The organism is uncultured Roseobacter sp. (genome assembly GCF_947488185.1).
Lineage (GTDB): Bacteria > Pseudomonadota > Alphaproteobacteria > Rhodobacterales > Rhodobacteraceae > Roseobacter.
Genome location: NZ_CANKYM010000011.1, coordinates 12,483 through 26,227, shown reverse-complemented (window position 1 = coordinate 26,227; position 13,745 = coordinate 12,483). Strand labels below are relative to the sequence as shown.

General features: G+C 56.7%; 10 protein-coding genes. All 10 read left to right on the top strand.

Annotated elements, in window-relative coordinates; all coding sequences use genetic code 11:
• Window positions 1-15 precede the first annotated feature (15 nt).
• The 10 genes from Q1A52_RS22645 to Q1A52_RS22600 all read left to right on the top strand — a co-directional run bounded on the left by Q1A52_RS22645 (window position 16) and on the right by Q1A52_RS22600 (window position 13,583).
• Entirely contained in the window at window positions 16-1,269 is a 1,254-nt protein-coding gene (locus Q1A52_RS22645; protein WP_300020100.1) for an alginate export family protein, read from the top strand.
• A gap of 22 nt (window positions 1,270-1,291) precedes the next feature.
• On the top strand, window positions 1,292-1,885 hold the full coding sequence (locus Q1A52_RS22640) for an alginate O-acetyltransferase AlgF (RefSeq protein WP_300020099.1): 594 nt from the start codon (window positions 1,292-1,294) through the stop codon (window positions 1,883-1,885).
• A gap of 22 nt (window positions 1,886-1,907) precedes the next feature.
• Complete coding sequence (locus Q1A52_RS22635) at window positions 1,908-3,305, top strand: MBOAT family protein (RefSeq protein WP_300020097.1); 1,398 nt, start codon at window positions 1,908-1,910, stop codon at window positions 3,303-3,305.
• 10 nt (window positions 3,306-3,315) lie between these two features.
• The gene (locus tag Q1A52_RS22630; RefSeq protein WP_300020095.1) at window positions 3,316-4,362 is read left to right on the top strand and encodes a hypothetical protein; all 1,047 of its coding nucleotides are present in this window, start codon (window positions 3,316-3,318) and stop codon (window positions 4,360-4,362) included.
• Window positions 4,359-5,669, top strand: coding sequence for a hypothetical protein (locus Q1A52_RS22625; RefSeq protein ID WP_300020093.1), 1,311 nt, complete (start codon window positions 4,359-4,361; stop codon window positions 5,667-5,669). Before Q1A52_RS22630 ends, Q1A52_RS22625 begins: the two co-directional genes overlap by 4 nt.
• A gap of 122 nt (window positions 5,670-5,791) precedes the next feature.
• Window positions 5,792-6,304, top strand: coding sequence for a molybdopterin-dependent oxidoreductase (locus Q1A52_RS22620; protein ID WP_300020091.1), 513 nt, complete (start codon window positions 5,792-5,794; stop codon window positions 6,302-6,304).
• A gap of 21 nt (window positions 6,305-6,325) precedes the next feature.
• Window positions 6,326-8,896 (top strand): PAS domain-containing hybrid sensor histidine kinase/response regulator, encoded by a 2,571-nt coding sequence (locus Q1A52_RS22615; RefSeq protein WP_300020089.1) that lies wholly within the window; start codon window positions 6,326-6,328, stop codon window positions 8,894-8,896.
• Window positions 8,897-9,055: 159 nt separating this feature from the next.
• Window positions 9,056-10,450, top strand: a complete 1,395-nt coding sequence (locus Q1A52_RS22610) for an HlyD family efflux transporter periplasmic adaptor subunit (protein WP_300020087.1) — start codon at window positions 9,056-9,058, stop codon at window positions 10,448-10,450.
• Window positions 10,437-12,020, top strand: coding sequence for a glycosyltransferase (locus tag Q1A52_RS22605; protein WP_300020085.1), 1,584 nt, complete (start codon window positions 10,437-10,439; stop codon window positions 12,018-12,020). Before Q1A52_RS22610 ends, Q1A52_RS22605 begins: the two co-directional genes overlap by 14 nt.
• Before the next feature lie 138 nt (window positions 12,021-12,158).
• Window positions 12,159-13,583 carry a mannose-1-phosphate guanylyltransferase/mannose-6-phosphate isomerase gene (locus Q1A52_RS22600; protein ID WP_300020083.1) on the top strand — a complete coding sequence of 475 codons (1,425 nt, stop codon included), beginning with the start codon at window positions 12,159-12,161 and terminating at the stop codon, window positions 13,581-13,583.
• The last annotated feature ends 162 nt before the right edge of the window (window positions 13,584-13,745 follow it).

Here is a 13,745-nt window from a genome sequence, read left to right as displayed (position 1 = left end):
GCGAGGATGGTTCTTATGTTAACGAGTAAGCGAATAGCTCAAAGTTGCGCGGTCGCGATTACCTGCAGCCTGTTTACAATTGCAGTACCGACAGCGGCCTTGGCAGGTAGCAAGGATATGCCAAATCCGCCGGTCATCTTCGATATCGCAAAACGAAAGAAAACGAAGCGACCCATCACGGACTGGCTGCGCTTCTCTGTTTATAGCCATCTGCGCTTTCTGGGAGAAAGCCAGATTGAGCGCGATGACGAAACCCGTGACCGCAAGGATGAATTCGCCGCCTATCTCGGATTTGCGGGGCGTGCGGATCTGGGGCGTGGTATTACTGGCTTTGTAAACGCCGAGCTTGATGTGCGAGAAAAGCAGACGCACCAGCGTTCATACGATCGCATCATGCGACCCAGTGTGAAAGAAGCCCTTCTGTCTTTTCCGACCAGTGCCATTGGACAACTTAGCATCGGACGTCTGCGGCTTTCTGATCCACATAAATGGGTTGCTGATGCGTCAGTTGACGGGCTGCACTATGTCTCCAAATCCGGAGATAAAGCGTTTGAGTTTGCAGCTGTGCAAGGTACCCGAAATATCACAGCAACCTATGTCTTGCTGCATAAGTCCCAGGCTTTTTCGGCGCTGCGTCAAGGCGCCTTTGCAGTTGTTGAACACGACGCGGAAGAACGCCGACTGCACCTGTCAGCCTACCTCGGTGATCAGACATCTTCGCGGTTTTCATATCAGCTTAATGCGGCCACCGTAATCGGGGACGCGGCAGACGGGCGGTCTTTCGGAGTCGGTATCGACGCGCGTTTCATCCAGAAAATCACGGCGGATCGTTGGAACCCGCAGATCACTTATGGTTTTGCCATCGGCACGCCGGGATTTCAGCAAAGCGGAATACACAGCAACAAGACAAAAGATGGCGGCCAAACGCAGTTTCACCGCTACGGCTATGTCTTTCAGCCGGAGTTGACCAACCTTGCCGTCGCTACTCTGGCCTACGGGTTACGCCCTTCACGGAAACTGTCGGTCGATCTGAGTGCTCATGTCTACCTGCAACCAAGTCTCACCACATCCGGCCCTGATGCCAGGCTCAAAGGAGCCACGACCGGCGCGGCGCACTTCGTTGGATCTGAGATCAGTGTGGCAGGTGCCTGGCGACCAAGCAAGAAAACCAAACTCGAGATCGGTGCCGGCCGCTTCTTACCTGGCCCGGCCTATGCCGACCCCAGCAGTGCCAGCCGCGTTTACATGCGCCTGTCTGTCTATTTCTGATCCACAAAAAAGGACTTCCATCATGATACGCCATCTTTCGCTCGCCTTTTGTCTCAGCGCAGCATTTTTACCTGGTGGGGTGGCCGCGAGTGACACCAGCCTCTACGCAGAACCCGCACCTGAAGATGCCAGTTTTATTCGGTTTGCAGGATTCAACGATGTGCAAACGGCGCACTTCGCCGGCAAATCATTCGACCTTTCTGACACGGATGACATGGCGTATGTTCCGGTGTCCTCCGCCGCTCTGAATGGAATTGCACCTGGGTCTTTCTTGACGGTGGTTCAGCAACCGGATGGTCGCCATGCCGTCATTCCCGAGGACAGCCGGGATGCGGCTGCCCGGGTCTATCTCTTTCTCCTAAACGCAACGGATGATGTTTTGGAATTGCGCACAGCGGATGGGGCTGCACCGGTTATCGAAGGTGTGACCCCGCTGACATCAGGCGCCCGCGCCGTCAATCCAGTTGCCATTGCCTTGGGCGTCTTTGCCAAGGGAGACGCCACAGCGCTCGCCACTTTCGATGTGACCCTAAAACGCGGCCAAAACCTCAGCTTCATCGCCGAGGCGTCCGGCATCCGGCTTGTCGAAAACCACTTCGGCCCCGTGGCCGACTAAGCAGCCCTCACGGAGAGTTCCGATGATCTTTTCCAGCGCTATCTTCGTCTTCGGGTTTTTGCCCTTGTTCCTGACGGTCTATTACATGGTCCCGGCGCGCGCGCGATCATTGGTGATCCTGCTGGGCAGTTACGCATTTTATGGCTGGTGGAGACTGGACTATCTGGCTCTCGTCTTTGGCATGTCGCTGGTCAGCTACGGTGCAGCACGGGTTGCTCATTCTGCAAGAAACGAGGCGGCCAAGATTTGGGCCGTCCGCCTCGGCGTAGCCTTTGATCTCGCCGTTCTAGGATACTTCAAATACACGATGTTCGTGATGTCTGGGCTCAACGATCTCTCGGTCGCGCTTGGCGGCGGTGACATCATGGTACCGTCGATCATCCTGCCGATCGGCATCAGTTTTCATACTTTCCAATCGATCAGCTACATCATCGACGTGGCGCGCAAGGATGCACCACCCGCCCGAAATCTGATTGATTTTCTGGCCTTCGGCGCGCTCTTTCCGCAGCTGATTGCCGGACCTGTTCTACGGTATAAGGACCTCGCTGACCAATTCATGCAGCGATCTCATTCGGTCGCCCAGTTCCTGCAAGGGGTGGGCCGGTTTGCGCAGGGTCTTGCGATGAAGTTGCTCATCGCTGACACTGTCGCCCCACTTGCGGACAGAGTTTTTGCGTTGCCAGACCCCACTGCGGCGGAAGCCTGGCTGGGTGCTGTGGCCTACGCCATTCAACTTCTTTTCGATTTCGCGGGCTATTCGGCCATGGCCATCGGTTTGGGCCTCATGATCGGCTTTCGGTTCATGGAGAATTTTAATGCGCCCTACACCAGTCGATCGATTACTGAATTCTGGCGGCGTTGGCACATAAGCCTGTCGCATTGGCTGCGCGACTATCTCTACGTGCCATTGGGCGGCAACCGTCGCGGCGGACGCCGGACCTACGTCAACCTCATGTTGACGATGGTGTTGGGCGGGCTGTGGCACGGGGCAAACTGGACCTTCCTGCTTTGGGGGGCATGGCACGGACTTTGGCTGGCGATCGAACGCACCCTAGGCGCAAGATCTGGCGAAACGATATGGCCGCGCGGGCTGGGCTGGCCGGTGACAATGCTGCTGGTGCTGATCGGTTGGGTGATGTTCCGGGCAGAAACCGTCGCACAGGCCTTGGATATCTATGTCGGAATGGCAGGTCTGAACGGTTGGTCCATCACTCCGGACATCGCCTGGCAAATCCAGCCCACTGAGCTGACAGCGCTCGCCGTAGGCGCAACACTCAGCGTGCGCGGGGTATGGTTTGCGCAAGTTTTGACCCGCGCTCCTGACCCTCTGCGCACGGCCGGCACTTGCGGCTTGATGGGCATCGCTTGTCTCGCGCTTGTGGCGCAAAGCCACTCACCGTTCCTTTATTTTCAGTTCTAAGGAAGCCCTCATGATTTCCCGTTTTTCAATTCAACACCTCGCGCCCCACGGATTTGTGCTTTCTCTCGCCACAGTCGGCCTGTTCAGTCACCAGAATGCGGACCTTGATGCATTGCCTTCAGACATCATCAAAGGCTCCCTCCAGACGCAATATGAAGACGCATTTGTTGCTGCTAACCCACTCGAGCGCTTCGCTGTGACAGCCCTAGGAGCTCTTCGGTACGGATTGTTTGGGCAAGCTTCCCAAGGCGCCTTGGCAGGACGGAACGGATGGCTGTTTACGGCAGAGGAACTGGAGCAAAATACAAACTTCAGCGCGAATATTGACGCAGCTGCTACGCGGGTCGCTGAGGTCAGTGCGGAGATGGCGACACGCGGCATCTACCTACTTCCCGTCATCCTCCCGGACAAAGCCGAGGTTTACGCGGAACAGCTGGATCGCGCTAGACCGGCTGATGTTACAGAGCGCAGGGGACATTTTCTCGCGGCTCTAAGCGATCAGCGTATCGCTACGCTTGATGCAACAACAGCCTTGCAAACCGCAAGCCAAAATGGTGACGCTTTCATGCGCACCGACACGCATTGGTCACCGCACGGCAGCCGAGCGGTTGCCGAAGCGATTGCCGATCAGGTGACGGAACGTGGCATCTCACTCTCGACGGCAGCGGTTTCGACTGAAAGCACAGACCGCGCATACTTCGAAGGTGATCTGCTGCGGTTTGTGCCGACGGGTGCACTGCGATCCTGGATTGGCCCGGCAACAGAGCACATCGATCGCTTTACAACCACGGTAGAAACGCAGGGTGGCCTGTTCGATAGCCCCAGTATTGATGTCGTGTTGGTTGGGACCAGTTTCAGTGCGCGTCCAGACTGGCACTTCGCGGATTTCCTGAAACAGGCGCTGCAAGCCGATGTTCTCAGCTTCGCGGAAGAAGGGCGCGGTCCCTTCGCGCCGATGCAGGAGTTTCTGGCGTCGGATTTCTATCAAAACTCACCTCCAAAACTCGTCATCTGGGAAATCCCGGTGCGCTATACCTCCAAGGAAATGATCCAATGAAAAACCTCCTGAAATCCGCTGCCCTAATCGCTGGGCTCACCTTGCCTGTCGTGGCCTCTGCTGCACCGTATTGTGCCGCACTGGCGAACCTGGACGACTTGCCAACGAAGTATCAGAAACGCGGGCCGTTTTATTCCGACGCGGACGCTGGCTGGATTGTCAGTGCTGACCAGTTGAAGGCTGCCTTTAACGTGTCGCAGGAGGCGGTCCTTCTGTGGCAAATGATTGCGGCTGAGTTTGAAAAGCGCGGTACGACCCTTGTCGTGTTGGCAGCGCCGCCCCGACCACTCTTTGTGCCTGAAGAAACGTCAGACAGTTTGGACTTAAAAAGAGCCTTCGACCGCAGCGGGATGGCACGCGATTTCTCTGCCTACATTGCGGCACTGAACGCGGCGGGGATTCTCGCACCTGATCTTTCGGTCCTGACGGGCGGCGAAGCAGCCGGAGACTACTATTTTAAGCGCGACACCCATTGGACGCCCGTGGGCGCGGCGTTGTCAGCTGCCCATCTGCGCCAAACCATCGATGGGACGCTGGTGGGACACACTCTTCAGGTCGTACCTTTCTCTGAAAGCTATCAGGAGAAGGGCTCCCTGAGCCACGTGGCAGAGCAAGCTTGTGGCACGCGTCCGGCGCCTGAAACCGTTGCGGCACCTGTTTTCGCCAAAGCCGGTTCGGCGGACAGCCTGTTATCCGACCCTGTCACAGCCCCGCGCATCGCTCTTGTCGGCACAAGTTTCTCAAACCGGTATCAGCGCGATGCGTATCAGGTGGCTGACGCACTCGCGCATGCACTGGATGCGGAGGTTGAAAACCACGCCATTACCGGTGGCGGCCTCGTTGGATCCATGTCGGGCTTCATCCAAAGTAATGCGCTTGAGACTGAACAATATGAGATGGTGGTTTGGGAAACGCCCTACACTGCACCGTTGACGCAAGTCGATGGATTGCGCCAAATTCTTGGCGAATTGCATGCACAATCGGCAACCGACGTTGACCCCTTGCAAACTGGTCAGGTCAGCGATGATTGGCTCTCGATCCGGCACGGGTTTTCACCGGCGGATCACACCGGATTACAGATTATTGTTCCCGGTCAGTCCACCGGGACGCTTATCGTCGAACTGATCGATGAAGATGGGGAGAAGACCCGCATCAAACTGACCAAATCGGACCGCGCGGACCCCGCACTTCGAACCGACAACTGGGACCTCGCGTTTGGCGGACTTGCACCAAAACGCATCGAGAGGATCAAGCTTCGCCTTTTGGGAGAAGCTGCCAAAGACGCGCAGGTTCGTCTTTTCAACTGACAAAAGCTGTTTTCTGGCAGGCGCTATACCAAAGTATAGTACCCTATACGGCTGCCCTGTCGCCTAACGCCTGGGATCAGCATATCCAAGCAACTAAACCCCACAGAGCTGATGGAGCCATCATGACCCTTTGCAAGACAGCCCTTTTTGCCGGCACAGTTATTGTCGGGCTAGCGACCAACGCAATTGCCGACCAACTACCCGTTCCGGCAGGACCGGTTCTGCTGACCCTTTCGGGTGAGCTCGCACATGAAACCACCGACGGTACTGTGACGCTCGACTTGGAGATGCTGAAGGAAATGGCCGCCACCGTTATCACCACCTCGACCATCTGGATGGAAGAGGAGGTCGAGTTCACCGGGGTACCCCTGCGCGATTTGTTGGAATATGCGGGTGCGCAGGGCAGTACTGTCGGGGCCGTCGCGCTCAATGATTACAAGGTCGATATTCCCGCTGATGAAATCAGCGCAACCACCCCGATCGTTGCCTATCTGATGGACGGGGAAGAGATGTCGCCGCGTGGGAAAGGTCCACTCTGGATCGTATACCCTTACGACGACAGCCCTGATTATCGCACTGAAGTCATCTATTCACGTTCTATTTGGCAGCTTGATCGTATAGTGTCGAGCGATTGACGCGAACCGCCCGTTCCCAGCATGAGGATGGCCTCTGACGTGGTAAACAAGGAAGTTCTCCTCCGACGTGTCATTCCGCTGGGGGTCATCTTTACCGGAATGGCGCTGCTGATCGGTCTGTTTTTGTCAATCACACAGCGCATGAACGATCTCCGCGAAGCGCCGGGCGACAATCTGACCTGGACACTATCGCAGGTCGAAGTCGATGTATTGCTGCTGACCGACGAGGCTTTGCTTGCGCAACAAACAGACGATCCTGATCTTGAGACCCTGCGCCGTCGGTTTGACAATGCCTATAGCCGCACCGCCAGCATTGCCGAAAGCCGGGTCTTTGCAGAGATGCGACGGGACGACACCTTTGCCACGCAGCTGGACGCGCTGCTCGACTATCTGGACCAGCTGGCAATCATCATCGACGGACCTGACCCGGAACTTGCAACGCGTTTGCAAGAGGTCTGGGCGCTGTCCAACACCATTCGCGAAGACGCCCACGACATCGCTTTGACAGGTATCTCACTGCGGTCCGAAGCCTCTGATGCGGAGCGCGCGGACTTCGGGCGGTTGTTGTTTGCGGCAGCTGCCATCAGTATTGCGTTGATCCTCTTTCTGGGTTTCATGCTGTTCGTTTTGTTGCGCCAGTTTCGAATTCATCGCGAAATATCTGAGACGGCGGAACGCGCCAACTCTCGCTTGAAATCCAGCTTTGACGTATCGCTCGATGCAATCATTGTCGCGGATGACCGCGGCGTCATTCTGGACTACAGCGGCGCTGCGGAATCCGTGTTTGGCTTTACCAGAGATGAGGCCATTGGTGCTCCGATGTCCGACCTAATCGTGCCACATCAACACCGCGCAGCCCATCAGGCGGGAATGGAGCGTTTCAACAAAACCGGCGAGGCGCGGCTTGTTGGGCAAGGAAGGATAGAGATCACCGCCCTGCGCAAGTCGGGCGAGGAATTTCCAGTCGAAATCTCCATCGGCATGGCGAAAGACCATCGCGGTACAATCTTTATCTCCTATCTGCGCGACATTACGGAACGACTTGCCGCCGAGGAGAACCTCAAGCGCGCCCGCGACGAGGCGTTGCAAGCTGAACAGGCAAAGTCGAATTTCCTGGCCGTTATGAGCCATGAGATGCGCACGCCGCTGAACGGTATTTTCGGCACAATCGAGCTGTTGCAGAATACCAGGTTGGGCAAGACGCAATCGGGATATCTGGGGATTGCAAAGCAGTCGGCCGATATTCTGCTGTACCATGTCAACAACGTGTTAGATGTCGCGCGTATGGATGTAGGCAAGCTGGAGCTGGTCGACGACACGTTCGAACTAACGCAGTTTTTCAAAGACATCGTGACAACCAACGAAACCACGGCATACGCCCATAGCAACAGTTTGCGACTGGATCTTGGCTCCATGGAACGCTGTCATGTGGTGGCCGACGAACAACGCCTGCGGCAGGTGGCGTATAACTTGGTCAGTAATGCGCTGAAGTTTACGGACCACGGCGAGGTCACCCTTTGTGCCCGGATCATTGAGGTCGCAGAAGGGGAACACACGTTAGAGTTTTCCGTGACTGACACGGGTGTGGGCATTCATCCTGAGGATCAGACCCGCGTCTTTGACCGCTTTTTCACGCAGGAAAAATCCTACGATCGCCTTGCCTCGGGTGCAGGACTTGGACTGACGATCTGTCGTCAGCTTGTGGATATGATGGAAGGTGAGATTGATCTCAGGAGCGTCGTTGACAAAGGTAGCACATTTACGGTGCGTGTGCCCTTGCGCATGGCAACCGACCTTTCCCCATCAGAACCTGCTTTGGTGGCGCCGGTAGATGCATCGGATCTGAACGGGAAAGAGGTGCTGCTGGTGGAGGACAATGCGATTAACCGCATTATCGTACGCCAGATGCTCACCTCAAAAGGCATCCGCGTTATCGAAGCGCACAATGGACAAGAGGCTGTAGACCGGGCCCACGAGCACGCCTATGCGGCAATTCTGATGGACGTCAGTATGCCGGTGATGAATGGCGTCGACGCGACAGAAGTCATCAGGGATGCCGATACGCCCAATAGACAGGTGCCGATTATCGGTCTCACCGCTCATGCGCTTAAGGACGAACAAGCACGATTTCTGGCGGCAGGCATGGATATGTGCCTCAATAAGCCGGTATCACAGGCAGAGCTGATGCGCGCGCTTGTCGCAACCATCACCAAAGCGGACCCCGCGTCAAACGATATGAAGGACAGCAAAACGTCAGAGTTGCTTGACGCAGAAATCTTCGGTGACCTGAAAGACGTGTTTGACCAGAGCCGGTTAAACAAATTGGTAAACGACTTCGAAGTGGAGATTTCAGGCCTGCTCAGTGTTGTTCCAGAGCTCTTGACCAAACCGGAACTGTCCGAATTGGCGGCGCGTACCCACAAGTCCATCGGATCGGCGGGCATGATCGGCGCGGTCTCTTTCCAAAGTAAGTTGCGCCGTTTGGAACAGGCCGCGAAGGCCAATGATATGGCGGCGGCTGAAGACGCGGCGATGAAGGCAAAAGACGCATGGGACGCTACGGCCAAGGCGCTTCGCTTGGCCTCGGGATAGCCTATCCCGAAGGATAGTGCCCCCTAGGCCTTTGCGTGCGGCACTGTCCGGCTGCACGCCCGTAACCTTACCATATTCCTGCTACCCAGTTGGCGTGAGAGTCGCCGAGTTTTCGGCTAAAACCTGGAGTATGCAATGAACATTCGCCACGAATGTCCTATGCCGGATCTGTCCCTTTCTGTGACAGCGCCGCTGCATCTGCACAAGGCCAACGGGTGCCGTATCGAGGTGCAGCGCTGGTCGCTGGCCGGCATCTGGGTCACCAACGCGGAGACTGATTTAGCCGGCGACGTTATCCTGTCAGTTCCGTTTCAAGGGGTTGAGATCTCGTTTCCGATCTGGCTCGCTGCGGGCGAGAGTGACGGTCACTACAGGTTCGAAAACCTCACTGTTCGTCAACGCGAGACGCTCGCGACATTCCACCAGGGTGTATTGTCCGGACAGATGGTCTCTACACCTGAAATGATCACCAGCCTCGATACGCCCGTCGATTTGGTCCCTATGGGCGAAACCGATGCAGAGCAATCTGCCGGGCGTGCGGCGGCCAAACCCCGTTGCCTGCGCATGGCTTGGAACATTCTATTCTACACGGGACTCGCTGCGGCATTGGCGGGTTTTCTGGGCGCGCAAATCTGGCAGCGCCTAAGTCGAATTGAACTGGAACATGCGCGTTTCACAGCCCCTGTCATCGAATACATGGCTCCCGATACGGGCTTTGTCGCGCAACTGAACGCGACAGTCGGCGAAGACGTTGCCGCCGGTGACATTCTGGTCAGGATCGAAGACCCGGACCGCGAAAGCGATGTTGAGGAAGTACGTGCCGAAGTCTTGCTGGCCGAACGCCGACTGCGGGCTGCAGAGGAACGCCGCACAAGGCATTTGATACTGCGAGAAACCCGCCGTGCGTCTCTATGGGACGCGTTCAAGCAGGTTTGGGAGCCCTGGCGGTTCCAAGATCCACACGCCTCGAACTATCCTCCAGAATTGGAAAAGGCTTGGTTCGCGCTTTACGAATTTGACCATGGCCGCGACACAGAGGCAGGCGGGTACTTCGATATGCTCGCGACGCTGGAGGCCGCTGTGGAAGATCGGCGGCTCGATCTGCGGCGCTGGAAACGTGAGTTGCGCCACCGCAAAGCGGCCGCCGATAAACTGGTTATTCGGGCGCATGCTGATGGCACGGTCTTTGCCGTACACACAGCCAGGGGTAGTTTTACGCGACGCGGCGCAGTCGTGGTGGAAGTTGAAGAACGAACCCCGCGAACGGCTGCGGCCTGGCTGGACGACAGTATGGCGACCCGCGTGTATCTGGGGATGCCAGCGTTGATCACCTATACCTATCGTGGTCAGGTCTCGGAGGCCAAAGGCACTGTAACCGATATTCAGGCGGGTACCGATGTGGCGCGGCCTGACCGGTTCGGCATGGTTCTGACGATCAAGGCGGACAATGCAGGTGTGCTGAACACCCGCAAATGGTTCCGCCATAACGCGCCCGCGCAAATCTCGCTGCAACGTCGCCCGTTTTGGCACAGAGGTTCAGATGAAGGCGCCTGAAACAAACTATGCCTTCGAAAAACACCTGGACAATTGGCTCAGGCAGTTGTCCGGGGCCGCACCTATCGGGTTAGCCAAATGGTCGGTGCGTCGGCTGTTGCAGCTCGCCCTGCTTCTCAGCGCGCTCGTCGCTGCAATGGTCTTTTGGCCAAATAATTTCTTTCATCCCGACCTGATACAGATCACCTTTGTGCTGGGCACGCTTGGCATCTGGCGGTTCGGCTGGTGGTTCACCCATGCCGTACGCGCCGAGGTGTTCGCCAGAAGCCGGTGGCCCGGCAAACGGCGGCGCGCCGAGGCCGTCTGGCGCGCGGGCTGGCGGCCCCGACGTCTGCATATCCAGATGACAACATACTATGAAGAGCCCGCCATCACGCGGCGCGTCATCGGCTCGATCCTGGGGCAGATCAGACGCGAGGGCATTCCAACGACTCTCTGGATCGGAACAGGGTCTTCCTATGATGAAGAAATCATTACCCATTTTGTGCGAACCCACGGGGCTGACCTCGATGCGGAGTTGGTGTTCTTGCGGCAAAATCAGCCGGGCAAACGCATGGCCATTGGCATGATCCTGCGGGCCATGAACCGGGCGGGCATCAAACCCGACGATCTGGTGATCTTTATGGATGGCGACGCGGTTTACGGCAGGGACGTGTTGGAAAAAACCTGTTCGATGTTCGGGGCCGATCCTGAGCTGCAAGCGCTCACGACCAATGAAGAAGTGCTGTGCTATGGGCCGGATTGGATCCAGAGCTGGTTGTCGATGCGCTTTGCTCAAAGACGTCTTGCCATGCAAAGCCACGCGATGTCGGATCGTGTTTTAACACTCACCGGGCGTATGAGCGTCTTTCGGGCGCGTCACATCATCGACGAAAGATTTATTCGTACCATTGAAGCCGATCACCTGGATCACTGGCTCTGGGGCCGGTTCCGGTTTCTGTCTGGAGATGACAAGAGCACCTGGTACCATCTGTTGAGCAAGCGCGCCAAGATGACGTATGTGCCTGATGCATGCGTCTACACGATCGAGCAGATTGACGGTTCAGGAACCGGTCGAATGGTCCAGAACTTCCGGCGCTGGTCGGGTAACATGCTGCGCAACGGCGCACGCGCCATTGCCTTGGGCCCGCGTGTCGCCAAACCGTTCATCTGGTGGTGCCTCGTCGATCAACGCATCGCCATGTGGACGATGCTGGTCAGTCCGACACTCGCTTTTCTGACGCTCTTTATTGAACGGGCCTATCTGCTGCACTGCCTGATCTGGATCGTGCTGAGCCGGACCATCCTGTGCCTGTTTCTGTTTCGCTATGCGCGCAGTACTGATCTGACCTGGCCGTTCATTCTCTACTTCAACCAGATCATCAATGCCGGGGTCAAAGTCTACATGATCTTTCATCTCAGCAAACAGAAATGGTCCAACCGCGGCAATCAAACTGCAGGCAATGGCACAGGGCTGCGCGACAAGCTGCAGAATGCCATGGCTAAATTTCAGCTGATTACCGCCGTGACCGCCTTCATCACCGGCTTGGCGCTGTACATAGGATTGCTTGATCTGCCGGGTGGCTTTTAGCGACTATACCTCTGCATAGCACGACGATGCTTCGGCGCGTTCATTTCTTCTTTTGGGCCCGCATTGACTGGGAAAAAGTTGGGTAAAACAATCGCATCCGCCCAACCGGGCAATGTGTGAGTGAAAAGGAATGTTCCCATGATCTATCCCGTTATCCTCTGCGGCGGCAGCGGTAGCCGCCTGTGGCCCCTGTCACGCCAAAGCTACCCCAAGCAGTTCGCAAAGCTCCAGGGGGACACGAGCCTGTTTCAACAAACACTCGCCCGCGTACAGCATGATGTCTTTGCGAGCCCAATCGTCATGACGGGCGCCGACTATCGCTTTATCGTGGCGGAACAGCTGCAGGCTGCCGGAGTTGCCGATCCCACTATCATGATCGAACCCGAAGCACGCAACACGGCACCGGCGATCCTGGCCGCCGCGTTAAGTTTGCAAGATCAGCCCGACGCATTGATGCTTGTGATGCCATCCGATCACGCGATTGCCGATGAGGCGGCGTTCCTGGCTGCGATCGCGACGGGGTGTGGCGCCGCCGAGGCGGGCGAACTTGTGACCTTCGGGGTCAGACCTGACCGAGCGGAAACGGGATATGGGTATCTCGAACTGTCGGACATCAGCGGCCATGAAAACGCGGTTCAACCTCTGCATGCTTTTGTTGAGAAGCCGGACAAAGCACAGGCAGAAGCCTTCCTGGCCTCAGGTAAGCACCTGTGGAATGCGGGTATATTCATGTTTCGTGTCGCGGAAATTCTACAAGTTTTCGAGGTGCTGTGCCCAAGCTTGCTGATACCCTGTCGTCGCGCCGTTGAGGGCGGGTCCCGCGATTTGGACTTCTTCCGGCTCGATGCTGCGCCCTATAAGATGGCCGAAGATATCTCCATTGATTATGCGGTGATGGAGGCCTGTGAAACTCTTTCCGTCGTTCCGATGGAGTGTGGGTGGTCAGATTTGGGCAGCTGGTCGTCGGTCTGGCGGGCCGGTGACGCAGATCAAAATGGCGTGGTTCAAAGCGGCAATACCATGGCCATCGGTTGCGAAGAAACACTGCTACGCTCCGAAAGTGACGGCGTAGAACTGGTGGGTATCGGCCTCAAAAACATCACGGCCATTGCCATGGGCGATGCAGTGCTGGTGGCAGACATGCGTCAGTCTCAAGCCGTGAAAACCGCCGTTGCCACTCTCAAGGCGAAACAGGTCAAGCAGGCTGAAACGTTCCCAAGGGATCACCGCCCCTGGGGGTATTTTGAGACCTTGTCTCTTGGCGAGCGGTTCCAGGTCAAACAGATCGTCGTGCATCCCGGTGCCGCTCTTTCACTGCAAAGTCATATGCATCGATCTGAGCATTGGATCGTGGTGCACGGGTCGGCCAATGTCACCGTTGATGAGCAGGTCAAACTGATATCGGAGAACGAGTCCGTCTACATCCCGCTCGGTGCTGTGCATCGACTGGAAAACCCCGGCAAAGTACCGCTTCACCTGATCGAAGTGCAGACCGGTGCCTATCTCGGAGAGGATGACATCGTGCGGTATGAAGATATCTACGCACGGGACAAAGCCGCATAAGACCAAGAAGAACAAGCACTCTCACACCACCTCCAGCGGCGCTCTCGGGCGCCGTTTTTTTATCGGGTAAGCCCTCCTATTCGTAAGGATAGGCCCGCCATACAGAGTTTCGCACGGCTATACGACAGCGGAAAAGACTGTTCAGAAACAGCTGGTTAAAAC